This is a genomic window from Streptomyces sp. NPDC001770, assembly GCF_053596135.1.
Map to the genome: position 1 here is coordinate 1 of NZ_JBSFFN010000066.1, position 21,387 is coordinate 21,387.

Genomic DNA, 21,387 nt, shown 5'->3' on the forward strand with positions numbered 1-21,387 from the left:
GGGTACTGCCCTCGCGTGAACCGCGGTACTGCTCGCGGCGGCCCCTGATCACTGCGGGCCACCCGGTCCGGTCGTCAGCCACGTCGCCGTCCTGCACCTGCTCTGGCTTCGCGACTCCACCACCGCACCGTCCTGCGCACGGCAACTACATGGACTGCTCCCGGCAGTTCGTGTCTGCCGGGTCCTGCTGTCTCTCTGGGCTACGACAGAAACCATAACCACACCACCATCCAATGTCTACTCCCGCCATGACAGATTTTCGCCCGTTCGATGATGAGGTATTCGGTCTCGAACAGTGAGGGATGTGGCCGGGCGCGGACCTGTCACCGCCGGTTGAAGAGCCATGGTCCGGGCATGAGCCAGGCACGGGGCAGAGAGAGCCGGGCCCCTACCGACGCGGGAACCAGTGGTGGCCAGATGGACACAATGAGCGTGAACCTCACCCCCGCCCTCTCCGCGTCCTCCATCGCCGACGCACGCGACGGCGCCCGCACCTTCCTCGGCGCACTCGTACCGGCATGCGCGACCGAAGCTGCCGGCACCGTGGTCCTGGTCGTCTCCGAACTCGTCACCAACGCCCTGCGCCATGGCGGCGGCACCTGCACCCTGGACCTGACCGCACACCCGGACGGCATCGAGGTCGCCGTGCACGACCACAGCGCGCTTCTGCCACGTATGCGCACCCCCGACCTGCACGGCGGCACCGGAGGCTTCGGCTGGCCCATGGTCAACCGCCTCGCCCGCACCACCAAGGCCACCCCCCGCCAGCACGGCGGCAAAACCGTCAGCGCCCTCCTGCCCAGGTAACGCTCCCGACGCGTGCGCGAGCCTCTTTCAACCCCGCAAGATCAACCCGCTCAACGGGCACGGTCCTCGCAACACCCACAGATCGTGGGTGTTGCGAGGACCGTTAGAACCCAAGGCCGGTGGGGCCCTCCACGTCTGAACCCTGGGGGTATGGCCTGCCCTCGAGGGCAGGGACGTCGCCGGGCCCCTTCTCGCGCGAGGGGGCCCGGCGTGCCGTTTCTACAGGGCGTCGGCGAGTTCTTCGATCCGGTCGGCGAGGTCCTGGGCGGGTTGGGGAACCCTGCTGTGGCCGGACTCCTCGGCGCCGTCGACCGTGAGCCGGCCGACCGCGGCGCGCAGAGCGTCACGCTGTACCGGTTCGCGGCGGCCCGGGGGCTGCGGGACGACCGGGCGCTGTCCGGCCCCCGCTTGCAGAGCCCAGTGTTCGGCGTCGCGGAGCTCCCCGCGGGCCCGGTGGTAGAGGTGCAGGCAGTGCGCTGCAGCCGTGTTCTCGGCCCCGGCGGCGAACCCCCACCAGAACCGGGCCCCTTCCCGTTCGTCGACGAGGAAGAGCAGGGCGCCGAACCGCAGCGCTCCCTCGTCGTCGAGTCCCTCCAGGGCGAGCTTGGCCACGTAGGGGGTCTGTCGGACGGTGCGGTCAGGCGGCGGTCGGCTGGGGCCGGCGCAGTTCTGCCCGGCCGAAGAGGAGGGCGTAGCCGTCGGGGAGTCGGTGCAGGATCCGGGTGATGAGGTCGGGGCCGGCGAGGTGGGTGATGACGGCGAGTACGGTGCCGGTGTCCCAGCGGGTGGTGGCCGGGGTGGCGCCGGTGCGGGTGGCCAGGTCCTTGACGAAGCCCCAGCCGGTGAGGGGTTCGGTGTCGGGGATCTGGGCGGTCAGGGTGAGCGCGGCCTCGACGGGCAGGCACCGGGCGAGGTCGACGCGTTCGTCTCCGGTGAGCTGCCGGCCGAGGGCGGCCAGGACGTTGTCGACGGATTCCGCGGCGCGTTCGCGGGTGGGGTAGGCGCCTTCGTAGCGCACGCGTTCCAGCATCTGGTCGAACGTCATGGCCGTCTGGGGCCGGTTCGCTCGGGGCTGGTCGTACATGGCTGCGGTTGCCTTTCTGCGAAGGATGCCGCCGCGCGCGGGCGGCGGGCCGGTGGTGGTCAGGTGGGCTGGGGGTGTCCGAACAGGAGGTCGTAGCCGGGCGGGAGCTGGAGAAGGACCTCGCGGGTGAGGACGTCGCCCGCGGCGGCGGCCGCGGTGGACAGGACCGCGCCGATGTCCCACAGGGCGGTCTTCTCCGTGGCACCCTCGATCCAGGCTGCGGTCGCGCGGACGAACCGCTCGGGCGAGAGCGGCTCCGCCGCCTGCAGCGGGTTGAGGAGGATCAGGGCGTAGGTCTCGGGGAGCCGGGCGGCGAGCTCGGCGCGCACGGTGCCGACCAGGTGCGCGCCCAGCAGGGCCAGGACGACGCGTGCGACGCGATCGGCCTCTTCGGGGTCTCGTACTCGCCGTGTTGCTGGACATGGGCCAGAAAGGATTCCCTGAGCATCGACATCACGTCACCTCCGGGAACGGGGTGAAGGGGTCAACGGGGGTGCGGAGGACGGGGCGCCGGGGGGAATGGGATCTTCCCGCCCTCCGCTGCCGGGTGCTGCTGGAGGACTCAGCCGGAGATCTGCTTGCGGCCGGACTCCCCGCCGATGGTGACCTTGCGGGGCTTGGCTCGCTCGGCAATCGGGATCCGCAGGGTCAGGACACCCGCGTCGTAGTCGGCCTCGATCCGCTCGGTGTCCAGGGTGTCGGCCAGGACGATCTGGCGCGAGAAAACGCCCAGCGGCCGCTCGGACAGCTCCACCTTCACCGAGTCGGCCTGCGCGACCGGGCGGCGCTCCGCCTTCACGGTCAGCATGTTCCGCTCGACGTCGATGTCGAGCGCGTCGGTCGTGACCCCGGGAAGGTCGAAGGCGATGACGTACACGTCGCCCTCGCGGTAGGCGTCCATCGGCATGACCGACGGCTTCGACCACGTGCCCGACGTACCCGACAGCTGCTGGACGATCCGGTCCATCTCGCGGAACGGGTCGGTGCGCATCAACATCGCGAAACACCTCCAGTTGGTTCAGGCAGAAACTGCCAATGCGCTTCAACGTGCCACCGTTGTAACATGTCATCGAAACGATGACAAGCAGGAAGTCATCTGGAGGATGACAGGACGGAAGAGAGTCCCGTGAACCAAGCCACCCCACCCACCACACCCGCTTCCCTCACCGCCGCCGCGGCGGCTCTGGAAGCCATCAACCAGTCCATGAAGGTCGCTCAACAGCCCCCCGGCCTCACACCGACGAACGCGGCCCCGCCGTCCGACGCCGGCCCGCACCCTGCCCTGGCCGCACTGCTGATGCTGCGCGAGGTCCGCGAACAGCTCGCCGGCTGGGAAAGCGGGCTGATCGAAACCGCCCGCGGGCAGGGCGCGAGCTGGGCCGACCTCGCCGGGCCCCTCGGCGTCGCCAGCCGCCAGGCCGCCGAACGCCGCTACCTGCGCCTGCGCCCCGGAACCCCAGGAAGCACCGGCGAGCAACGGGTCCAGGCCACCCGCGACACCCGCGCCGCCGACCGCACCGTCACCGCCTGGGCCCGTGACAACGCCGCCGCCCTCCGGCGCCTCGCCGCACAGATCACCGCCCTCACCGACCTGCCCGCCGGCGCCCAAGACGCGGTCGGTGAGCTGAACCTGGCCCTCGCCGACAACGACCCCGCCCGGCTCCTGGGCCCCCTGACCGCCACCCGGCCCCATCTGCGGCCCGCGGCCGCAGACCTCGCCGACCGTGTCGAAGACCTCACCCGGCACACCGAACAGCTCCGCCGCGACATCCACGACCAGCGCGGCACCTGAACCGCAATCCGGCAGCCCTGCCATCCCGTGGCAGGGCACCTTGGCAGGCGCGGGAGGGCCACTCTTACAAACGGCCCTTTGCGCGAGCAAGATCACTTGCGGGACCGTCGCGCTGTACGAACAGTGATGATCAGGTAGGACGCGGACCGGCCCACCGGTCCGGTGCCGTGGTCGCGATGATCGCCCCGTCCGGGCGGTCCGGCGTCGGCTGCGCCGCGTACTGGCAGTGCGCGGCCGCCCAGCTCTCCTGCCGGGCGACGGCGAGCACGGCGGCGAGGTCCAGGTCCAGGACCGTGATCCCGGGCAGCGAGGCAAGATGTTCGGCGGTTCCGGGACGGGCCCGGTCGGCCTCGACGAGCGCGCACGCCGGGACGTAGAGGAACCAGCCCGGCTCGGCGTGCGCGCGGTGGATCAGCCGGGACGCGAGTCCGTTGCCCTGTCCGGCCGCAGACATCGCCGTGTCGTCCAGGACGATGTGCATGGCATCACTCACCGGCCGGCCGCCCGCGCCAGACGCCGGTCGAGCTCGAGGTCCAGGTCGTCCTGCTCGGACGCGGTCGGGGCGTACCCGCTCCACGCCTTCAACGCCACCCGGGCCCGCTCCGCCCGCTCGGCGCGCTCCGTCGGCGTCAGCAGCGTCTCCGCGAGGCGTGCCAGATATGCGCGCAGCGACAACCCCTCCGCCGCTGCGATCGCGGCCAGCCGGTCCTTCGCTTCCTCCGGGATACGGACATTGGCATCAGACATCATCGTGCTCCTTCCCACCCTCATGGGTACGGGTACGTACCCGTACCCGGGATCACTCACGGGTCGATTTCGCGCTTCACCGGGCCGCGAGGCCGGCAGACCTTGCGGGGTTCACCTCAGGCGGTAGCCGAGGAGCGCAAGGCCGGCGGCCGCGGCGCGGTGCTGGTAGGCGCGAAGGCCGGGTGCGCCGGGAGGGGCGGGGAGGCGTGCGTTGCGGTGCCAGTGGCCGGTGAGGGCGGCGAGGAAGGCCGTGGTGGTGTCGGGCTGTTCGGCGGTGGCGGGGTGCTCGTGGAGCAGGCGGGCGATGTCGGCAGGCTCGTGTCCGGCGAGGACGAGTTGCGGGGCGAGGGAGGTTGCGTCGATGCAGGCGGGGCCGGTGGTGGCGTGGGCCCAGTCGACGAAGGTCACGCCTAGGTGGTGGTCGCGGGCCATGTTGTCGGCCCTGAGGTCGCCGTGGACGATGCGGTCGCCGTGGGCGAGGGCGGGCCAGGCAGCCTCATGTTCGGCGAGGTGTGGCAGGAGGTCGCGCGCGGCAGGGGCGAGGTCTCCCGGTGGTTGGGCGGCCAGTTCGTCCCAGCCGTGCAGGGTCGCCGAGGTGGAGGGCGTGGTGCTCACCGTCTGGGCGTAGGACGCCGGGGCGGGGGTGGAGGTGAGCTTGTCCAGCAGGGCCCAGATCTGTCCGGGGTCGGGGGAAGCCGGGGAGAGGTCGGGGTGGGGGCCGTCGAGGTGGGCGATGACGACGGCGGTCCACCCGGCGTCGTGGTGAACACCGACCACTGCGGGGGCGGGGGCGCCGGGTGGCAGGGCGGCGAGGACGGCGCCTTCGTGGAGGTTGGCCGCGGTGAGCGGGTCGTCGGCGGGGGCGGCCTTGACGAAGAACCGGCGTCCGTCCGTGAGGGTGAGGGCGGCGGCCAGCTGGTGGCCGAAGCCGCCCGCAGGGGTGACCGCAGCCATCACTGGGGCACCGAGGGCGGTTTCGAGGTGGTCCCGCAGCGAGGGCGGTACGTCGGTCCAGCGCAGACGGCCGACGGGAGGAGGCGTAGACACGAGGTGACTCACAGGGAGGAGGTGGGCGGCGGGGGCTCGGGGGTGAGCGCCGACCCGAACCGGTGAGTTTCCTCAGTGGTCCCGATCGGCGCTTGGAGCCTGTCGCCGCATCACGCGCATTTCCGTGTCCCTCGGTGGTGAAAGCCGGGAAGGGCACCCGGGTGGGGTGCCCTTCCACTGTAGTGGCGCGGACGGGTCAGTTCGCGGTGGTTTGGGGAATATGGTGCAGGAGGGGCGGGCCGATGCGGGTGGGGTCCGGCAGGAGCTGATCGGCGCCCGCGGCGTGCAGGTGCATCGCTGGGTGCCAGCCCCAGCCGGCGCCCAGCGCGACGACTCCGGCGGCGCGGGCGGCGGTCATGTCGCCGGGGCTGTCCCCGACGAAGACAGCGTCCTCGGGCCGGGCACCAACCCGCTGAAGGGCGGCGTGCAGTCCGTCGGGTGCGGGTTTCGCGGGCGCGTCCTGCCGGGTGATCACCACGTCCAGCAGATCGGCGAGCGCGGGCGGCAGGTACCAGGACAGCCGGTCGCGGTCCTGGAGGGTCACCACGCCGACCGCCACCCCCGCGGCGTGCAGGGCCAGCAGCCCCGTCAGCACGCCGGGGAACACGGCGGGCAGTCGGCTGGCGAGGGCGCCGTCCCACCAGCGGGCACACGCGTCGTCCGGATCGGTGACCCCGAGGAGGGCCAGGACCTCGGTGCGGGGGCGGTGCAGCGCGGTGGGCGGGAGGTCGGCGACGGTGGTGCGGCGGCCGGTCGCGCACGTGGCGACCGCGGCGAGGGTGGCGCGTACGGACGGTCCGCTGTCGAGGAGGACGCCGTCGAGGTCGAAGAGCGCCGCCTGCCGGGTCACGAGGTGCTTCCCGGGTCGGTGAGGAGCGCGGTCAGGGTCAGCCGGTGCTCGGTGAGGAGGGCGGTGGCGCCGGCATCGCGGTCGAGGACGCACAGGGCGGTAGCGACCTTGGCGCCCGCGATCCGCAGCAGGCGGGCGGTGCGCAGGAGGCTGGTGCCGCTGCGGGCGGTGTCGTCGATCAGGACGGTGCGGCGGCCGTCGAGGTCGGTGCCTTCGATCTGCCGCCAGGTGCCGTGGGTTTTCGGGGCGGGGCGGACGTAGGCGGCGGGCAGGCCGGTGTGGAGGGACACGGCGGTGGCGAGCGAGATGCCCGCGAGTGCGGGCCCGGCGACGACCTGGGTGCCCGGCGGCAGCAGCTGCGCGAGCGCGGCAGCCGTCTCCGCCAGTAGCTGGGGATCGGCGGTGAGCAGGTAGGGGTCGAAGTACCGGTCGAGGGTGCGGCCGTCGGCCAGTTCGTACGGGCCGGGCCGGAAGGCCGTGGCGATCCGGCCCGCGAGGGCCGGGGGGAGGGTGGTGGTCATCGGGTGCTCCCGGCGGTCAGGGTGGCGAGGTCCTGTTCGAGGGCGGCCGTATCGGGCAGGCCGGTGAGGAAGCCGAGCGGCCGGGTCGGCCCTTCCACCAGCCACCGCTCGGTGCGGAGGAACGCGCCGAGGCGGCAGGCGGCCGGGCCGAGGAGCCGGACGGGGACGGGGCGGATCGTCGTCGCGTAGTAGAGGGCGGCGGTGACTTCGTGCAGGGTGCCGACCCCGCCGCCCATGACGACGACGAGGTCCGCGTCGTCGAGGTAGGCGTGGAGCCGGTCCCCGACCGTCTGCGCGTACACGACGTCGGTCACGTACGGGTTGAAGGGGCCCCAGTCCTGGCCGTCGAGGGTGACGGCGGTGACCGGCACGCCGTGGCGGGCCGCACCGCGGGCGGCGGCCTCCATCAGCCCGTTGTAGCCGCCGTGGCGCAGCCCGAACCCCGCCGCCCCCAGCAGGTCCCCGGCCACCTGGGCGAGCTCCTCCTCGCCGGGGCGGGCGACGACCCCGGCGAACAGCACCGCCGTACGAACTCCGGCGCTCATGCCCGTCCCTCCCCGGCCTGGTAGGCGCGGTATGCCGCGAGCTCGTCGGCCAGGCCGTCGACGGCCTGCGGGGCGATCAGTGCGGCCAGGCGCACGATCCGCTCCAGCGCCTCGTCGGCGACGGCGACGGTGGGCACCGGCGGTCCGGCCAGCGCGGCCGTCAGCTCCGCCAGGCACTTCCGTCCGGCCGTGGTGCGGCCCACCTCGTCGGGCAGGTGGTACCAGCCATGGTGACGGGAGTGGGGCACCAAGGCGGTCCGGATCAGGTCCCGGCACGTGGCGTGCAGCTGGTGCAGGAGCCCGTAGGCGATGTAGTCCTGCCCGCGCAGCACCCGCTTGCGGAGCATCGCGTGCAGCACCATCGCCTGCACCAACAACGTCGAGCAGTCCGCCGGCGCCGCCGCCGTACGGGCCAGCTCCGCCACCGTCTCCTTCACGGCGGCCGGACCGGCCGCCACGGGCGTGTCCGTGCGGTTTCCCTGCCAGAGCAGGCGCGGCCCGATCCGGCGCCGCAGCGCGTCCACCGCACTGTCCGGGCAGAGGTAGAGGTCGAGCTGGAGCAGGTGCCCCTCGTACGGCAGCAGGTAGACGAACCCGGCTCCGCCGAGGTCGCCGACGATCGTGTCCCGCCAGCCCGGCAGCAACGCCCCGAACTCCGCCGACATCAGCGTGTCCAGACTTCTCATCAGGACCGGGAGCTGGTCGTCGTGGACGGCGACGACCAGGTCGACATCGGATAAGCGGTCCGCGGTGCCGGTGGCCAGGGAGCCGCGCACCAGCAGCTGCGTGACCGCCGGGGTCCCGGAGAGCAGCTGCACCAGGTCGGCCAGCACGGTGAGCTGGTGCGGCCGGTGCGCCCGGGCCAGCTCTTCCAGCGACGTCAACGGCACCGGGGGCGTGATCGTGGTCATGGTCATGCGGAGTGAGTCCTTCCTGCGAAGAGAAACGATGGTCGGGGGTCAGCGGGCAAGCAGGTGGTTCTTCGCGTTCTTCCAGCGGGCGGCATCCGCCGTCGCGCCGCGCCGGGTGTGCAGTTCGGTGATCAGGTCGTACGCCCCGCCCTCCGGGAGCGCGTAGGCGTAGTAGGCGCGCAGCAGGACCTGCTCGGCCGCCGGGACGAAGCCGAGCGCGGCCAGGTCCCCGGCCCGCTCCAGCAGCCGGGCCCGGTCGGTCGCCGTCATCGCGGGGAGCGCGAGGGCGTCCTGCGGGAGCAGGTGCGGGTGGTCCGCCAGGGCCTCGTAGGCGTCGTCGGTGTAGACGTCCGCGATCAGGTGCAGGCGGTCCGGGCCCGTCATGTTGCGCACCCCGTGGGCCTGCGACGGGGTCAGCCGCCACACGGAGCCGGCCGCCATGTGCACCCGGGCCCCTGCCGTGACCAGCACCGCCGACGGGTTCGTGACGAGCGGGACGTGCAGGCGGTGCCGCCCGCGCCCGCTCAGCTCCGCGTAGTCACGGTGCTCCCACAGGTAGGAGTGCGCCTCCAGCCGGGCGAGGCGTACGTACATGAAGTCCAGCCCCAGGGAGGCCAGGAACCGGGCGGTGGCCGGCATCCGGTCCAGGAGGGTCGTCGGGCGGGGCCTCCCGTCACCGATCACGACATCGAGCGGATCGCCGGAGTGGTTCATCAGCGAGGCGGTCCACCACCCGCCGGACTGGTACTCCCCGTACGCGACCCTGCCCCGCGTCGGCGCCCCCAGCGCCTCCGCCCGCATCTGCTCCACCAGCTGCTCGTCCAGGTCAACCAGCCGGGCCACCTGCCCCAGCAGCTCCCGGCCCGGGCCGTTCGTGTCCCTGGTGGCTGCCGGTGCGGCGAACGTCGTCGTCATGCCCATCTCCTGACGCCTCGTCGGACGCGGCCCGGTCGGGCCGCCGGACAAGAACACCCCGTTCGCCGGACGAGTTCCAGAGCTGTGGCGTTGCGGCCGGTTGCCGTCGGTTGCGGCCGGTTGCGGCCAGGCCGGGGCCCCTTCCCGGCACCGTTCGCAGCCGGAACACTGGTGGGTGACCCGTGTGCCCGCGCGAAGGGAACCGCTGTGACCGTGGAGACCGCCGCCGAACAGCACCCGCTCGGCTACCTGCTGTCCCGACGGGCGATGACCCACGAGGGGTACCTGTTCCGGGTCGCCGAGCAGCACAAGCGCATGGGGTACGGGCAGATGGGATACCGCAAAGAGAAAGTGTCGCGCTGGCTGAGCGGCGAGCACGCCCCCACCCTGCGCACCCAGTACGCCATGGCGGCGCTGGAGAAGATCCCTCCCGACGCCGTCCTCGCACACGGCTGGCCGGGATGGCTTTTACTCGCGGTGCCCGACGACCACGCCGTTCTCACCGCTCCGTGGACCACCACGGCGACCGTGCACGCACTGGAGATCGCAGGAGGTCCGGTGGACCGCAGGAAGTTCCTGATCACCACATCCGTCACCCTCACCACCACTCTCACTCAGTGGGCCGACGCGGCCCCCGTCCCCGCCTCCTCCGCCGGAGGCCGCCGCATCGACGTCGCCGTGCCCGAGCGCTTCGAGCGCCGCCTGGACGACCTGCGCCACCTCGACGACACGCTGGGATCGCGGGAGGTGTACGACGCCGCGCGCGCCGAGCTCCGCCTCATCACCAGCACCCTCAAGGGCGCCTCCTACACCGAGCAGGTCGGCCGCCGCCTCTTCGGCGCCGCCGCCGACGCCTCCCGCTCCGCCGGATGGACCGCGTACGACAGCGGCTACATCGCCGCCGCCGAACGCCACTTCGCCACCGCCCTGCGCGCGGCGGCGAGCGCGGACGATCCCGTCGTCTCCGCGAACACGATGGCGTTCTGGGCGATCCAGCAGTACTCCACCGGGAACCCGCGCGGCGGCGTCGACCTCATCGAAGCCGCGCTCCGCACGGCTCCTCGGATCGGGTCCGCCCGCATGACGGCCATGCTCCACGCCCGCGCCTGCCGGGCCCACGCCCGCGCCGGCGATGCCCGGGCTGCAGCCCGTTCAGCCAACGCCGCACTCGACGCCTACGCCCACGCGGGCCCGATCAGCGACGATCCGACGTGCGTCTACTGGTTCAACCTCGGCGAAGCGCACCAGCTCCTCGGCAGCTCCGCCCTCAACCTCGGCGACCCGCGACAAGCGCTCCGGCACTTCGAGGACGCCTCCACGGCCGCCCAGGACGTGGAGTGGGAGGCGTACAACGGCGACGCCTTCCCGCGCGGTCACGCCATCTACCTCGCGCGCCTCGCAGAGGCTCACCTCGACCTCGGTGATGTCGATGCCGCCGTCGAGACCGCCCACACTGCCGTCGCGCGCATGGGCGGCGTCACCTCCGCACGCGGCAGCAGCACCCTGGACGACCTGCGCCAGAAACTCGGCCGCCACCGCGGTATCCCCACCGTCGCCGCGTTCCTGGATTACACGGGCACGGCGTGAACGGAGGGCCGCACCCTACTCTTCGGCATTCACCGTGTCTTTGACTCTGACGTCGATGTGGAACTTCATGCCAGGCGTATACCCATCCGTCTTCTCGAGCTCCAGCACGATCTCTTCGAGGCGGCGGTACAGCGGAGTGCTGGTGCGCCATCCTTCAGTGCCGGACCTGAACCCTACGAGGACGCCCGTGTAGGCATGCTGGAACAGCGCGTCCAGGATCGTGGCGAGGTTGTCGCCCGATACCGCGACGACCTGCATTCCGTTGCGCTGCTTGTCGATGCGGCCGGCGGGAAGGTTCGGGTCCTTGGTGAACTCACCGTCGGAAGGAAGGGGCCCGCCGGGCTCACCAGCGGTACTGGTCGTCCACTGCGGCTGCCACACGCCGAACGCGTGCCGGGCGATATAACTCCAGGTGTCCTCATGGCACTGCACCTGCAGGAAGGACACCGTGGCTGCCCGTTTCGCGATCTCAACGTGACGGTCGAGCAGCTTCGAGTACAACTCGGAGTTCTTCTGCTTTTCCTCCTCGCGGGCCCGATCGTCCTCAGCACGGGTCTGCCCCTCGGCGGCGCGGGCCGCCTGGTCGGCCTTCTCCTTCTCGGCCTTCATCCGGTCCTGCTCGGCTTCCTTCTCCAGGCGGGCCGCGCGATCCTCCTCACGCCAGCGCTTCTCCTGCTCCCAGCGTTCGGCCTCGATGGCCCGCTTCTGCTCCTGACCGGCCTTCCACTGCTCCAGCAGCGTCTCGATCAAAACCCCTCCGAGGTTCGAGGCTCAGGTGATCCTGTTGCAGTTCATGGACGGGACTTGGCGTCGAAGAAGGCCGTGTCAACCACCACGCGAAGCGGCGGGGCCTTCGGGTCGGGACGCTCAGTGATCCGGTCGAGCACAGCGGAGATCTCGTCGTACATGCGAATCGACTCGGCGTCCCGGCGCCGTGACCACGGGTAATCACCATCGCCACCGTGAGCGTCGTGGTCGAGCTGGCGCAGGTAGTTGGCCAGACCCACCCCGGACAGCTCGACCCTCTCAAGACCGTTGTCGAGAGCCTTGACCTTGGCCGTGATCCGAAGGTCCTCGCTGGTGTAAGCCCTCTGATTCGACGTCTTCTTCCAGAGCTCCTTATTCGTGTCGATCTGGAAGACCTTGAGCCCGGACGCCTTCTGCAGGCGCTCAGAATGCTTGCTGGGCGACTCGACCGCGCAGCCGCCGACGGACAGGAGCAGAGCCGCGCAGACCGCTGTCGCTCCACCCTTGAAAATGATGTTCACCGGCGCATCTTGGCTGGACTCGCCGCGGTTCGGCTGCATAATCCGGACCGTTCACTCGATCGGGCAGAGAACGAGCCGTCCCAGGCGTTCTGCGCTCCGATCGTCAGATGCGCGGGGCCGGACACGGGACGGGAACGCGGCGCAGAGACCGCCCTTCGCATGCGCGGGCTCCAGGATGTGCGCGGGGTGCACGACGCCCGCCGAGATCGCGGGCGGAACCGCTGCCAGGAGCGTGTCCTGTCACAGCAGGTGCTGGATCCAGTAGCCGAGCAGGCCTGCGAGGGTCAGGCCGGTGCCGTAGCTCAGGCCGTGCACGAAGTGCCGGAGCGCGGCGAGGTGCCGCGGACGACGGGTGCGGGGGTGCGGGTGATCAGGGGCAGGGGTGGGGGTGTCCACGGTTAGGTGTCCTTCCTTGTGCGGAAACGCCGAAGGGAGCCCTCCGGGCCCGGGCGGTGGGCCCGGAGGGCTCCCTTCGGCGGGGTTGGTGCAGCTGCTGGTGAGTTCTTGGAGTCGTTCGGCGAGGTGGCGGTCGGGGCGGCACAGCAGCCTGTCGTCGTCGTGGGACTCGGCCAGGCGCTCGAACTCCTTCTGCAGGCCGCCGACGGGAACGGGGCGCCGGGGACGGTTGCGGGCCGAGTAGCCGGCGAACCATCCCAGGACTTCGACGAGGATGCTCTGTTCGTCGACGTGGAGATCCGACCCGTGGGGGTGGTTCAGGTTCGCGTTGATCTGCTGCCGCCAGTGGTCGGCCAGGCCGGTGTCTCCGGCCATCAGGTGCTGGAGGTAGAGGCAGTAGGCGGCCGCGGCGTGTCCGGCGCTGGCTGCGGCCTGCCACCAGAAGCGGGCGCTCTCGGGGTGCCGCGCGAGGTAGAGGGAGCAGGCGAAGACGAACAGCCCGTCGAGGTCGAGGTCGCCGTCGGCCCAGTTCGTGAAGGCGGGGTCGGGCGCGTCCAGGATGTCGGTGAGCTTCTTCATGTGCGCGGCGGCCCCGGTGCCCGTCACGCTCCACCCGGCGACCACCCCGAGGCGCCGGCGGGCCCGGGCGACTTCGGGCCGCGCGGGCGCCGCGGTCGGGAGGTAGCCGGCCTCCAGGGCCACGCGGCGCAGCCCTTCGGCGACGTCGAAGGTGCGGCGGGGCTCGCATATGGAGGCTCCGGCCAGTCGTTCTTCCCAGGTGCTCACGATGTGCCCTCCTGTGTGTCCTGCAGGATCCGGTAATACTTCGGGGACAGCCGCTTGCGGGCCTGGCGGCAGTGGTGGTCGACGGTGCTCGCCGTGAGGCCCATGTACCAGCCGATGCGCTTGGTGCTGTGCCCGCCGATGTAGCGCAGCACCATGACGTCGAACTGGCGCGGGGGAAGGTTGCCGAGCGCCTCGTAGAGGCCGGTGCCGCTGTCCAGGGCGGCCATCCGCTCGCGCAGGGAGAGCAGTTCCTCGGATATGACGGTGCGCCGCATGATCGCCCAGACCTCCTGCTGGAGGTCCTCGCTCTCCGCCGTCAGCTTGTCCCAGAGCCTCAGGATCTCCAGGAATCCTCGGTGTACCGCGCGTTCCGCCGCGTCGTTCGTCCCCAGGACCGACAGGGCCAGGTCGTGGAACGCCACCTGGTTGCTCAGGTAGAGCGCCTCGAAATCCAGGGGCAGCGGGAGACAGCCGTCCTGCGGAACCTGGCTGTCGTCGTCGCCGACTTCTTCGAGTATTGATCCTCTTCGTTGAGGGGGTTGCGCCGGAGCAGGGGTGATCCGGAGTGAACCACTCAACCGTCCGAACGCCCCGAACACGCATGCGCGCCCCCATGTTTTTCACGTTGAGCATTCAACCGACCCCTCACGGTCACTGAGCGCGCGGCGCCCCACTCACCTGACCAGCACCTTTGACAACTCTGCGCAACAGATTGATGTCTTTGAGTTGCTGCGGGAGTGACCAAGGCCACACCTCGATAGATCGGGCGATGGCGCTCCACTAAAAGTCGATCGGGTGAATTAGCCCTATGTGCCTGCGAGTTGACGCGTCTCAGCGATAAAGGGAGCTACCAGGAAGGTTCCTGACGCGGGCAGTGCGGGTGATCCGGCCGCCACCTTCCGGATCAAGCCAAATCGCCCATGAGCTTCGAGAACGGGCCGCACGGGCGCCGCTCCGGGAGGAAAGTACCGCTGTGACAGTACGTTTACTCATAGTGAGGTGGCGTGAACTACCGTAAGAAGGGGCCCGAGGGCGAGGACGCCTCCAGCGGCCTGACCATGCTTCACCAGGCGATGCTCCACACCGGCACCACCTTGAGCGAATCCCTCGACCGAGGGCTCGACGACGTGAAGACCGCCAACGCGACAGCCCACCAGGGCATGGTCCGGGAACTCACCGCCATGACCAGAGCGCTGAAGGACACGAAGGATCTCCTTCTGCTCCGGCCGTCGGAGAACCGGCAGGAAACGACCGCCCAGGAGCTGGAGAAGCTCCATACGGTCCTGGTGGGCGTACAGAGCACCCTTGCCGCTCTCGCCGAGACGGTGACGTCCGCACCGACCGTCGGACCCGCCGCCCGGTACAGCACCGTCGTCACCCCGTCGCCCGACGGCACCGAGCACGCCCGGGCCCTGCTGAACGCCGTACCCGAGCAACGGACCGCCGGCCCCGCCTCCTCGATGGAGGCGACCGACGACGCGGTAGCCGCGCCACCTGCCAGCACCCCGGACGCCCCGCCGGAGCCCACCCCGGCCGAGGAGCCGGAAGACGCCGCCGCGCCGGACGCTTCACCCGCTGCCGATCCGGCTCCCGAAGACGGGCAAGACGCTTCGCCCGGCGCCGCGGCTTTGACTGCGGAGACGATCCAGCAGCTGGTCCGCGAGGTCCTCGCCGAGGAACTGGCCCCGCTCCTGAACTCCCCGACGGATCCGGACGAGAAGAGCAAGGAGCAGGCCGCCCTCCAGGACGCCATCGGCGCGCAGCTGGACGAAGCCGTCACCGAGCTCCGCGGCCTGGTCACCGGACTCCGCGACCAGGCCGCCGCCGACCGCGAAGAAACCCGCGACGAACTCGCCGCTCTGCGCGAGAGCACCGCAGGCCTGCGCACCGGACTGGACGAGAGCACCACGGCCCTGCGCGAGAGCACCACCGCCCTGCACACCGAACTGGACGAGCTGCGCCCCCGGCCGGCCGAGGAGCCCGAGGCGGCTGTGGTGAGCAAGGAGCACACCGCGCTGCTCAAGGAAGCCGCCCGGGTCTCTTCCGTCGACCTGCTGTGCAACCGGGACATCTGGGAGTTCATCACCGCCCAGGCCGGAGGGCACCGCCACTTCCGGGTCCCGCCGCAGGTCGCCGCCGAGGGAGACGAGCGGATCCGGGTCGCCCTGTCCGGGCGCTCGCTCATCGCCCTGCTCATCAGCCTTCACGAGCTCCGGCACACCGCGCAGGAAGGCGACGGCGACCAAGAGCTCGCCGAGACCGTGTACGAACGGATCGAGGCGCGCCTGGCCGGGCTCACCCCGCACGGCCGGCAGGTCACTATCACCCTCGACGACCGCTCCCCCGCCGACGCTGCGGACAGCGAGACCACACCGGACCCGGAAGCGGGACCCGACCCGGATGCGGGGCCGGGGCCGGACTCGGACGCCGACGGCAGCGGATCAGCCTGACGACACGCCCCTGGGGTGCGGCGGTTTCCCGTCCGCGCCCCAGGAGGTGAGGAGCAGTACGACAGGAGCGCACCCGGTGCACGCCCCACCGCCCGCCAGCCCCAGCGCTTGGCGCAAGAGCAGCTTCAGCGGCCCCAACAACGAGTGCGTAGAGGCGGCCCCCCCTGGATGCGCACGTCGCGGTCCGCGACTCGAAGTGCCCCGACAGCCCCGTTCTCTTGCTCTCCGCCGCCTCGTGGGCCGTGACGCTCGGTGCTCTCAGGTCTGGCGCCCTCTGACCCAGCAGCATCACGTTCGCCGGCTCCTGCTTCCTCCGGCTTGTTCTTACCGTCCACGACCGAGGACTGCCGGGTCGAAGGAGACGGGGAAGGGTGCGTCGATGTGGGTGGTGGCGCCGGCGAGGTGTTCGGTCTCGTCGTACGTCCCGGCGTGCAGGGCGCCCGCGAGGACGCGTGGGGCGGGGTCGAGCTCGATGCGCCAGTAGTGCCGGATTCCGGCGGCCGCGTACAGCGACGGCTTGAGTTTCCGGTCGGTGACCCGGGTGGAAGGGGAGGCGATCTCAACGACCAGGAGCACGTCATGGGCGGGCACCGCCGCCGTCGCCCGCTCGGCCGCGGCCGCGTCGACGAGAACCAGGTCGGGAATGAGCAGCCCGTCCGGAACGATGATGTTGATCGCCTCGAACACCTCGACGTCGGCGGCAGCCGTGGTGGCGGCCTGTTCCAGGAGGTTGTGCAGGCGGTGCGAAGCGCGCTGGTGCGGCAAGCCGGGGGCGGGACTCATCATGAGCTGCCCGCCGACCAGCTCGACGCGCTGAGCGGGGTCTTCGGGCAGGGCCAGGACGTCGGTAAGCGTCCAGGGGCCGACGTGGCTGTGGGCAACGCTCATGTCCGGTCACCTCCCGCAGTCGGTGTGGCCCATCGGGCGGGGCCGGTCCTGGCGTACGGCGGCATGCCGCGGACGGCGTGACCGCCTTTTCAGCGGCGGCCGACAATGATCTGGACGAGGATGTTCGGGATGAGGCAGAAAGCAACGAGGCTGCAGGCGACGAGGAGCGTGAGGAACAGCCAATAGGCGCCCCCGTGTCCGGTGGACTGAGCGGTGAGCGAGGCGTAGCTCAGCGCGATCAGGGATGCGGTCAGGGTGAGTCCCGCTGCCCAGCCTGTACGGCTCAGGCCCAGCCTCAGCCCGATGAATGCCCAGAACAGGGCGGGACCGAGCATCACCGTGACCGCGAGGACCGGCGGGACGACCGCGTCGTGCGTGGCGGCCAGGTCACGGAGGTACGGGAAACAGACAACCGCCCAGAACAGGCTGTACGCGCCGAGCAGACCAGCGAGGGCGAAGCCGACAGCTCCCAGAGGCCGGCGTGCGGGGGGCGGGCCGGGCACTCGGAACGGGGCGGTGTGGTCACGACCCGATGATGGGCGGTTCCTGCCCCTTCCGGGGGTACTTTCGCCCGTGCTCACCGGAACGGGTGACCGACCCTCACGCCAGGCTCTCGGGCAGCCATGGCCACCCTCTACATGGAGTCGCTCAGCGCCCGCATGCCTCCCGAGCATCGCCGCCCCGGCCCGCGCCGTGCGCGAAGTGATCCCCTGCTGGTTCAAGGGAGGGAGGGCGCCGTCGCCGTAGACGAGGACCCGGAGTTGTTCACCCCCGAAGTGCACCGCGAGTTCGGCGCCACGGGAGCCTGTCCGCCGCGCTCGTCACCACTGCGGCCGCCGCACGCGCTGCACGGGCGTCCCGGCGCCGTCAACGCTCCGAGCCGCCGATCGCGCGCCTCCCGCCGGCGCGGGAGTAGCCGAGATTTCATTCGGCGCGAGACGGGACAGCTGGAACGGAGACAACCTCGCGCTTACGGGCTGATCGTGAGCTGGGCGGCGCCGGGTGCGGGTGCTCGGCGCCGTACGGGCAGGCAGTGGACGGCGCGGTCGACTCCGGCCAGAAGGTCGGGGACGGGGATGCCGTAGTGGGCGGACAGCCGGTCAACATCGGTCAGGGACCACGCGGCGCTCCCGGCCTGCTTGCGGCTGATCTGGGTCCTGCCGGCGGCCCGTACGGACACCCGGCGGCCGCCGTCGGCGCTGAGCTGGTGCACGGTGACGGGCGCGGCCATACGTCCACAGTGCACCGGCCCGTCGTGCTGCTCAACCGTCGAAGGGCCTTCTGTCCACCGAGTGAACGGGCTCGCCGGTGCCCGCCGCGGCCTCCGTCGAGGTCGCACCCGTCGGGCGAGCGACTGCTGCACCGCCTGGCCCTCGCCGATGTCGGGCTCCGCCAGGAGGCGCAGGGCCACATCGTGCTCACCGAGCGGGAAGTGCGCACCGCCGAAGCCACACCCGGCCGTGCGGCGGAGCTCCTGGCGGACCACGGCGTGCCCCAGGTGCCCCTCGGTGCCCAGAGCAGGCCCCTGCTCCCCGTGCCCGCCGGCCCCCGCGCGGTCCACTGGCCGGACCTGGTCCTGGTCCTCCCCGGCGACGGCATCGGCGCCATCGAGGTGGAGCTCACCGCGAAGACCCCGAGCGCGCTCCGGCGGATCCTGCGGGCGTACGGACAGGCACCCCGCCGGGTGGGTACCTCGGCACCGAGCCGGTCGTCCGCCAGCTGCAGGGCCGCCCCGGCCCGGGCGGGCGGTGGGCCGACGGCGTCGGCCAGGACGTCGGACTGCTCCCGCCCGGAGGGCCCGACCCCGGAATCGGGCTCCTGAGCGTCCGGCCGTTCGCCGCCGGCGAGCTGTCTCCGCCGGAGATGTAGCCGAAGCTGAACGGCCCGCCGGGGAACCGGCGAGCCGTCCTGAAGTTCGAGGATAAGGGTCAGCACTCCCTCATTCTTACCTCATCTTCGAAATCGCAATCAGGTACAGTCTCGACGCCATGACCGAAGAGTTGATCGATGATCTGCTGAACGATTCTTACGAATCGACCTGGGCTGGCGTGGAGATTCTCCAGCTCCAAAACCAATGGCCAATCCAGAAAACCGGCACCGCCAGTCCCTTCATAGTCATTGTGTGCCACATAGAGTTCGAATTCCGGAAACCTCAGGTATGTGGTCGAAGAATCGCTGCCTTCGGATCCGAAATCTACAATGCCCGAGAGGATGGAACGGATGAACTTTCCATCATCGCTCCGGACGTAGACATTGCAGCGCTTGTAGATTTGCGGACTCTTCATCTCTTTTTACCCGCGGACTCGGTCAGCCGCAGTCCGTGCGCTTCGACGGGGAATGCGAGCTTCTCCAGCGCGGGATCCGCAGCAGCCTCAGGGGTGTTGACCTGAAGCACCTCGCGGAAGCCCTCCACCGTCGCGGTGAGCACCAGGTCGACCTCCGGCAGGACGTCACGGTAGACCGCCCGTTCCCCGTCAAGCACCGGTACCGGCAGATCGCCGCCCGGCCACGTGAGGCTGACCGAACGCCCCGCTCGGGTGATCGACACCAGCGGGTCCTTGCCACCGCCCGAGAACACCATCTGCGCGGCCGACGCCACCGGCGCCAGACTGCCGTCCGCCCGCTTGGCCAGCGTCGCGTCCGGCGCCTGCCAGCCGCCGCCCTTCTTCGCGACCCTGACCGGCTTGACCGACTGCTCCAGCGTGTACGTCTCCCCGTCCGGGTTCGCGTACGTCGTCGAGCGCTCCGTGCGCAGGCTCTCGACCTCGACCTGCTTCCCCGACATAGCAGCCTTGAGCAGCGCCGCACTTCCCTCGGAAGGCGCGGCAGTCACCGCGGACTCCGACGCCTGGGCAGCGGCCACAGGGAGCCCCGTCCAAATCAACGCGCCGAGCGACGCAGCTGCAACAGCCGCGCGCACCCGCGCCCCACCCCACCTGTTCACACAAACCCCTCGCAAGATCAACATAACCGGAGGTGAGAGTTCCATGAAGAGGCGATGAAGGCAATGGTCACTTTGGGTGCAACTGAGATCATTAAGCGCCTTTGGCGATCAAAAAGGTTGAGCAAATTTAGGGCAAATTACTGGTCTCAGCGGTTGCGGCTGCTCGCCATCCGAGCAGGGCAGGGTGCCGTCGTCCACCGCGTCGCAGTGCCATGAGCAACGACTTCGTCGGTGACCCAACAGCGCTTGGCCTCGTTTTCCCCACGATCACGAGGTCGGTGGTCGGCGGGGGGCCTGTGAGAACTGCCATTCCCCTCGCGTTTTCGTGGCGAGCGGGAAGCACATCTGTGCTTCTTGCGGCTACGAGCATAGTTCTGTGGCGAAATGTCTGCCCTACGGAATCCAGCTCTACATGAAGGGCCGTAGTGACCCGTCCGCGTACTGCCGAAGGTGCGAGAGCCAACTCGACGATGAGCTGGTTCCTGAAGAAGGCCACTGAGGTCAGGCAGTCCGGTCAAGGCGCCCGCGTGAGGGAGCCGGGGCAGGTGGCACGAGCGTGGTAAGTCCGGCGCGTTCGGCGGCGAGGCGCTGCAGGGCCCGGGCCCGGGCGGCGTCGCTGGAGGTCGCGGTCCGCTGAGGGGCGGCGGCCTTGGCGCGGAGCTCCTCGAGGGCCTGGCGGCCATCACTGAACGCCTCCTCCGGTTCACGGGCCTGCTCGCGGATCTGTCGCTCGGCTGCGGCCCGGATCTTCGCGTCGGTGGTGGTCTTTGCCGGGCGGGCGGCGCGGTGGGCGGCAAGCGCCTGGTGGTAGCCCTCCGACGCGGGCAGACGCACAGCAGGTCCAGCGGGAACCGTCGGCGGGACCGGTTCGACTGCCACGGCAGGGGCGGCCGTCGCGGGCGCCAGGACGTGCACGGTCCGGACATTCGCCCCGGGGACCTGCTTGTAGGCGGCCGCCACAAGCTTCGGGGCGGTCCACCGGAGTTTCGTGGCGGCCGCCGGGGTGTCGGGGACGACGTCCAGGCGGCCGGTGTCCGCGTCGTATCCCACGGCCCGGGCCCGTCCGGCGAGTTCGGGCGCGACCGTGGCGAGGATCGTGTCGAAGTGGGCGAGGACGGTTCCGCCGGCGGCCGGGGCGGTCATGCCGCGCTCGGTCAGCATCCGGCTGATCGCGCTGCCCAGCCCGAGGGGCTCGCGGCCGTCGCGCCGTACGACGGTGGTGGTGCGACGCTTCGGCTTCGGCCGACCGGCGCCGTTCCTCTGCGCCGCTTCCCGGGCGGCGGTCAGGGCCTGGCGCGCGAGGTCGACCCCGCTCAGCTCCGGCTCGGCACTCACGCGATCACCGCCCCGGCGGTGTCACCGTCGAGAGGGCGGGCGGCGAGCTCCGGCAGCCGGTCCGTCCACGACCCGGCCCCGGCCTGCCCGGACCGACGCCCTGCGGTGGCCCGCTCGCGCAGCTGCTTCAGGCGCACCGCGAGCAGGTGCTGGGCGACGCGGGTCCAGCGCGCCTCCCCGCTGGGGCCGCACGGCGTCCTCGGCCACGCGTCTCCCGCCCTCTGGTTCACGCTTGCCACCATCCAATCCGCCGTCCGTGGATTGGCCCGCCGGTGGAGACCATGACCGGCACGGTCGCGCAGGACCGGGGCACCGCTGCGGCAGGTTCGGTACCCGCCGGCGCACGGCTGCCCACGGGGTATCAGCCGGCGTTGGCCTGGCTGGGGGTGGGGTGGGTGCGCTGGTGTTCGGCGTTGATCCGTTGTGCTTCTTCGAGCTGGTCTTCGAGGATGATGATGCGGCAGGCGGCGTCGATGGGGGTGCCCTGGTCGACGAGTTCGCGGGCGCGGGCGGC

At 71.0% G+C, this 21,387-nt stretch carries 28 protein-coding genes and 2 pseudogenes; 6 read left to right on the forward strand and 24 right to left on the reverse strand.

Annotation, left to right across the window (positions count from 1 at the left end):
• Positions 1 to 417: 417 nt before the first annotated feature.
• The gene (locus tag ACWCSV_RS33240) at positions 418 to 807 is read left to right on the forward strand and encodes an ATP-binding protein (RefSeq protein ID WP_451148747.1); all 390 of its coding nucleotides are present in this window, start codon (positions 418 to 420) and stop codon (positions 805 to 807) included.
• Between the two features lie 219 nt (positions 808 to 1,026).
• On the opposite strand, the gene ACWCSV_RS33245 is transcribed toward ACWCSV_RS33240, so the two are convergent.
• The 4 genes and pseudogenes from ACWCSV_RS33245 to ACWCSV_RS33260 form a co-directional block, all read right to left on the reverse strand.
• On the reverse strand, positions 1,027 to 1,419 hold the full coding sequence (locus ACWCSV_RS33245) for a hypothetical protein (protein ID WP_451148749.1): 393 nt from the start codon (positions 1,417 to 1,419) through the stop codon (positions 1,027 to 1,029).
• A gap of 25 nt (positions 1,420 to 1,444) precedes the next feature.
• Positions 1,445 to 1,891 carry a DUF2267 domain-containing protein gene (locus ACWCSV_RS33250; RefSeq protein ID WP_451148751.1) on the reverse strand — a complete coding sequence of 149 codons (447 nt, stop codon included), beginning with the start codon at positions 1,889 to 1,891 and terminating at the stop codon, positions 1,445 to 1,447.
• Between the two features lie 59 nt (positions 1,892 to 1,950).
• Positions 1,951 to 2,345: pseudogene (locus tag ACWCSV_RS33255) on the reverse strand (DUF2267 domain-containing protein).
• Between the two features lie 108 nt (positions 2,346 to 2,453).
• Entirely contained in the window at positions 2,454 to 2,888 is a 435-nt protein-coding gene (locus tag ACWCSV_RS33260) for an Hsp20/alpha crystallin family protein (RefSeq protein ID WP_451148753.1), read from the reverse strand.
• Between the two features lie 129 nt (positions 2,889 to 3,017).
• On the opposite strand from ACWCSV_RS33260, the gene ACWCSV_RS33265 reads away from it, so the two are divergent.
• Positions 3,018 to 3,683 carry an HSP18 transcriptional regulator gene (locus ACWCSV_RS33265; RefSeq protein ID WP_451148755.1) on the forward strand — a complete coding sequence of 222 codons (666 nt, stop codon included), beginning with the start codon at positions 3,018 to 3,020 and terminating at the stop codon, positions 3,681 to 3,683.
• A gap of 130 nt (positions 3,684 to 3,813) precedes the next feature.
• Here ACWCSV_RS33265 and ACWCSV_RS33270 read toward each other — a convergent pair whose 3' ends face one another.
• The 8 genes from ACWCSV_RS33270 to ACWCSV_RS33305 form a co-directional block, all read right to left on the reverse strand.
• Positions 3,814 to 4,164 (reverse strand): hypothetical protein, encoded by a 351-nt coding sequence (locus ACWCSV_RS33270; protein ID WP_451148757.1) that lies wholly within the window; start codon positions 4,162 to 4,164, stop codon positions 3,814 to 3,816.
• 8 nt (positions 4,165 to 4,172) lie between these two features.
• Positions 4,173 to 4,430: a hypothetical protein gene (locus tag ACWCSV_RS33275; protein ID WP_451148759.1), complete on the reverse strand. Its 258-nt coding sequence runs from the start codon at positions 4,428 to 4,430 to the stop codon at positions 4,173 to 4,175.
• A 111-nt stretch (positions 4,431 to 4,541) separates the two neighbouring features.
• Positions 4,542 to 5,477 (reverse strand): phosphotransferase family protein, encoded by a 936-nt coding sequence (locus tag ACWCSV_RS33280; RefSeq protein WP_451148761.1) that lies wholly within the window; start codon positions 5,475 to 5,477, stop codon positions 4,542 to 4,544.
• 196 nt (positions 5,478 to 5,673) lie between these two features.
• Positions 5,674 to 6,327: an HAD family hydrolase gene (locus ACWCSV_RS33285; protein ID WP_451148763.1), complete on the reverse strand. Its 654-nt coding sequence runs from the start codon at positions 6,325 to 6,327 to the stop codon at positions 5,674 to 5,676.
• Positions 6,324 to 6,848, reverse strand: coding sequence for an orotate phosphoribosyltransferase (locus ACWCSV_RS33290; RefSeq protein ID WP_451148765.1), 525 nt, complete (start codon positions 6,846 to 6,848; stop codon positions 6,324 to 6,326). The genes ACWCSV_RS33285 and ACWCSV_RS33290 overlap by 4 nt, the downstream gene beginning before the upstream one ends.
• Complete coding sequence (locus ACWCSV_RS33295; protein WP_451148767.1) at positions 6,845 to 7,393, reverse strand: SLOG cluster 4 domain-containing protein; 549 nt, start codon at positions 7,391 to 7,393, stop codon at positions 6,845 to 6,847. The genes ACWCSV_RS33290 and ACWCSV_RS33295 overlap by 4 nt, the downstream gene beginning before the upstream one ends.
• The gene (locus ACWCSV_RS33300; protein WP_451148769.1) at positions 7,390 to 8,310 is read right to left on the reverse strand and encodes a nucleotidyltransferase domain-containing protein; all 921 of its coding nucleotides are present in this window, start codon (positions 8,308 to 8,310) and stop codon (positions 7,390 to 7,392) included. The genes ACWCSV_RS33295 and ACWCSV_RS33300 overlap by 4 nt, the downstream gene beginning before the upstream one ends.
• 42 nt (positions 8,311 to 8,352) lie before the next feature.
• Positions 8,353 to 9,219 carry an aspartyl/asparaginyl beta-hydroxylase domain-containing protein gene (locus ACWCSV_RS33305; protein WP_451148771.1) on the reverse strand — a complete coding sequence of 289 codons (867 nt, stop codon included), beginning with the start codon at positions 9,217 to 9,219 and terminating at the stop codon, positions 8,353 to 8,355.
• 207 nt (positions 9,220 to 9,426) lie between these two features.
• Here ACWCSV_RS33305 and ACWCSV_RS33310 point away from each other — a divergent pair, with 207 nt between their 5' ends.
• Positions 9,427 to 10,806, forward strand: a complete 1,380-nt coding sequence (locus ACWCSV_RS33310; RefSeq protein WP_451148773.1) for a transcriptional regulator — start codon at positions 9,427 to 9,429, stop codon at positions 10,804 to 10,806.
• Between the two features lie 15 nt (positions 10,807 to 10,821).
• On the opposite strand, the gene ACWCSV_RS33315 is transcribed toward ACWCSV_RS33310, so the two are convergent.
• The 4 genes from ACWCSV_RS33315 to ACWCSV_RS33330 form a co-directional block, all read right to left on the reverse strand.
• On the reverse strand, positions 10,822 to 11,556 hold the full coding sequence (locus ACWCSV_RS33315) for a hypothetical protein (RefSeq protein ID WP_451148775.1): 735 nt from the start codon (positions 11,554 to 11,556) through the stop codon (positions 10,822 to 10,824).
• A 41-nt stretch (positions 11,557 to 11,597) separates the two neighbouring features.
• Positions 11,598 to 12,074 (reverse strand): hypothetical protein, encoded by a 477-nt coding sequence (locus tag ACWCSV_RS33320; RefSeq protein ID WP_451148777.1) that lies wholly within the window; start codon positions 12,072 to 12,074, stop codon positions 11,598 to 11,600.
• Positions 12,075 to 12,314: 240 nt separating this feature from the next.
• The gene (locus tag ACWCSV_RS33325) at positions 12,315 to 13,256 is read right to left on the reverse strand and encodes a hypothetical protein (RefSeq protein WP_451148779.1); all 942 of its coding nucleotides are present in this window, start codon (positions 13,254 to 13,256) and stop codon (positions 12,315 to 12,317) included.
• Entirely contained in the window at positions 13,253 to 13,834 is a 582-nt protein-coding gene (locus ACWCSV_RS33330) for an RNA polymerase sigma factor (protein WP_451148781.1), read from the reverse strand. Before ACWCSV_RS33330 ends, ACWCSV_RS33325 begins: the two co-directional genes overlap by 4 nt.
• Before the next feature lie 426 nt (positions 13,835 to 14,260).
• Here ACWCSV_RS33330 and ACWCSV_RS33335 point away from each other — a divergent pair, with 426 nt between their 5' ends.
• Together ACWCSV_RS33335 and ACWCSV_RS33340 are read left to right on the forward strand one after the other, a co-directional pair.
• Positions 14,261 to 15,706: a hypothetical protein gene (locus tag ACWCSV_RS33335; RefSeq protein ID WP_451148783.1), complete on the forward strand. Its 1,446-nt coding sequence runs from the start codon at positions 14,261 to 14,263 to the stop codon at positions 15,704 to 15,706.
• 164 nt (positions 15,707 to 15,870) lie between these two features.
• Positions 15,871 to 15,984 carry a DUF397 domain-containing protein gene (locus tag ACWCSV_RS33340; RefSeq protein WP_451148801.1) on the forward strand — a complete coding sequence of 38 codons (114 nt, stop codon included), beginning with the start codon at positions 15,871 to 15,873 and terminating at the stop codon, positions 15,982 to 15,984.
• 46 nt (positions 15,985 to 16,030) lie between these two features.
• On the opposite strand, the gene ACWCSV_RS33345 is transcribed toward ACWCSV_RS33340, so the two are convergent.
• The 3 genes from ACWCSV_RS33345 to ACWCSV_RS33355 form a co-directional block, all read right to left on the reverse strand.
• Entirely contained in the window at positions 16,031 to 16,594 is a 564-nt protein-coding gene (locus ACWCSV_RS33345; protein ID WP_451148785.1) for a Uma2 family endonuclease, read from the reverse strand.
• An 89-nt stretch (positions 16,595 to 16,683) separates the two neighbouring features.
• On the reverse strand, positions 16,684 to 17,097 hold the full coding sequence (locus ACWCSV_RS33350; RefSeq protein WP_451148787.1) for a hypothetical protein: 414 nt from the start codon (positions 17,095 to 17,097) through the stop codon (positions 16,684 to 16,686).
• 467 nt (positions 17,098 to 17,564) lie between these two features.
• Positions 17,565 to 17,825, reverse strand: a complete 261-nt coding sequence (locus ACWCSV_RS33355) for an acyltransferase (protein ID WP_451148789.1) — start codon at positions 17,823 to 17,825, stop codon at positions 17,565 to 17,567.
• Positions 17,826 to 18,008: 183 nt separating this feature from the next.
• Between ACWCSV_RS33355 and ACWCSV_RS33360 the strand changes: the two genes are divergently transcribed.
• Entirely contained in the window at positions 18,009 to 18,416 is a 408-nt protein-coding gene (locus ACWCSV_RS33360) for a hypothetical protein (RefSeq protein WP_451148791.1), read from the forward strand.
• A gap of 106 nt (positions 18,417 to 18,522) precedes the next feature.
• Here the strand turns inward: ACWCSV_RS33360 and ACWCSV_RS33365 are convergent, their stop codons facing one another.
• The 5 genes and pseudogenes from ACWCSV_RS33365 to ACWCSV_RS33385 form a co-directional block, all read right to left on the reverse strand.
• Complete coding sequence (locus ACWCSV_RS33365) at positions 18,523 to 18,879, reverse strand: hypothetical protein (RefSeq protein WP_451148793.1); 357 nt, start codon at positions 18,877 to 18,879, stop codon at positions 18,523 to 18,525.
• Positions 18,876 to 19,457, reverse strand: a complete 582-nt coding sequence (locus ACWCSV_RS33370; protein WP_451148795.1) for a hypothetical protein — start codon at positions 19,455 to 19,457, stop codon at positions 18,876 to 18,878. Before ACWCSV_RS33370 ends, ACWCSV_RS33365 begins: the two co-directional genes overlap by 4 nt.
• 582 nt (positions 19,458 to 20,039) lie before the next feature.
• Positions 20,040 to 20,873, reverse strand: coding sequence for a DciA family protein (locus ACWCSV_RS33375; RefSeq protein ID WP_451148797.1), 834 nt, complete (start codon positions 20,871 to 20,873; stop codon positions 20,040 to 20,042).
• Positions 20,870 to 21,103, reverse strand: a complete 234-nt coding sequence (locus ACWCSV_RS33380; RefSeq protein WP_451148799.1) for a hypothetical protein — start codon at positions 21,101 to 21,103, stop codon at positions 20,870 to 20,872. The genes ACWCSV_RS33375 and ACWCSV_RS33380 overlap by 4 nt, the downstream gene beginning before the upstream one ends.
• Positions 21,104 to 21,234: 131 nt before the next feature.
• Positions 21,235 to 21,387: pseudogene (locus ACWCSV_RS33385) on the reverse strand (MerR family transcriptional regulator); the annotation flags it as partial.

What these genes read in the sequence shown, in the direction of transcription:
- ACWCSV_RS33250 (WP_451148751.1), bottom strand. Translation starts at nt 1,891, where the DNA reads ATGTACGACCAGCCCCGAGCGAACCGGCCCCAGACGGCCATGACGTTC.
- ACWCSV_RS33270 (WP_451148757.1), bottom strand. Translation starts at nt 4,164, where the DNA reads ATGCACATCGTCCTGGACGACACGGCGATGTCTGCGGCCGGACAGGGC.
- ACWCSV_RS33260 (WP_451148753.1), bottom strand. Translation starts at nt 2,888, where the DNA reads ATGTTGATGCGCACCGACCCGTTCCGCGAGATGGACCGGATCGTCCAG.
- ACWCSV_RS33305 (WP_451148771.1), bottom strand. Translation starts at nt 9,219, where the DNA reads ATGACGACGACGTTCGCCGCACCGGCAGCCACCAGGGACACGAACGGC.
- ACWCSV_RS33295 (WP_451148767.1), bottom strand. Translation starts at nt 7,393, where the DNA reads ATGAGCGCCGGAGTTCGTACGGCGGTGCTGTTCGCCGGGGTCGTCGCC.
- ACWCSV_RS33240 (WP_451148747.1), top strand. Translation starts at nt 418, where the DNA reads ATGGACACAATGAGCGTGAACCTCACCCCCGCCCTCTCCGCGTCCTCC.
- ACWCSV_RS33275 (WP_451148759.1), bottom strand. Translation starts at nt 4,430, where the DNA reads ATGTCTGATGCCAATGTCCGTATCCCGGAGGAAGCGAAGGACCGGCTG.
- ACWCSV_RS33365 (WP_451148793.1), bottom strand. Translation starts at nt 18,879, where the DNA reads ATGAAGAGTCCGCAAATCTACAAGCGCTGCAATGTCTACGTCCGGAGC.
- ACWCSV_RS33355 (WP_451148789.1), bottom strand. Translation starts at nt 17,825, where the DNA reads ATGGCCGCGCCCGTCACCGTGCACCAGCTCAGCGCCGACGGCGGCCGC.
- ACWCSV_RS33345 (WP_451148785.1), bottom strand. Translation starts at nt 16,594, where the DNA reads ATGAGCGTTGCCCACAGCCACGTCGGCCCCTGGACGCTTACCGACGTC.
- ACWCSV_RS33300 (WP_451148769.1), bottom strand. Translation starts at nt 8,310, where the DNA reads ATGACCATGACCACGATCACGCCCCCGGTGCCGTTGACGTCGCTGGAA.
- ACWCSV_RS33290 (WP_451148765.1), bottom strand. Translation starts at nt 6,848, where the DNA reads ATGACCACCACCCTCCCCCCGGCCCTCGCGGGCCGGATCGCCACGGCC.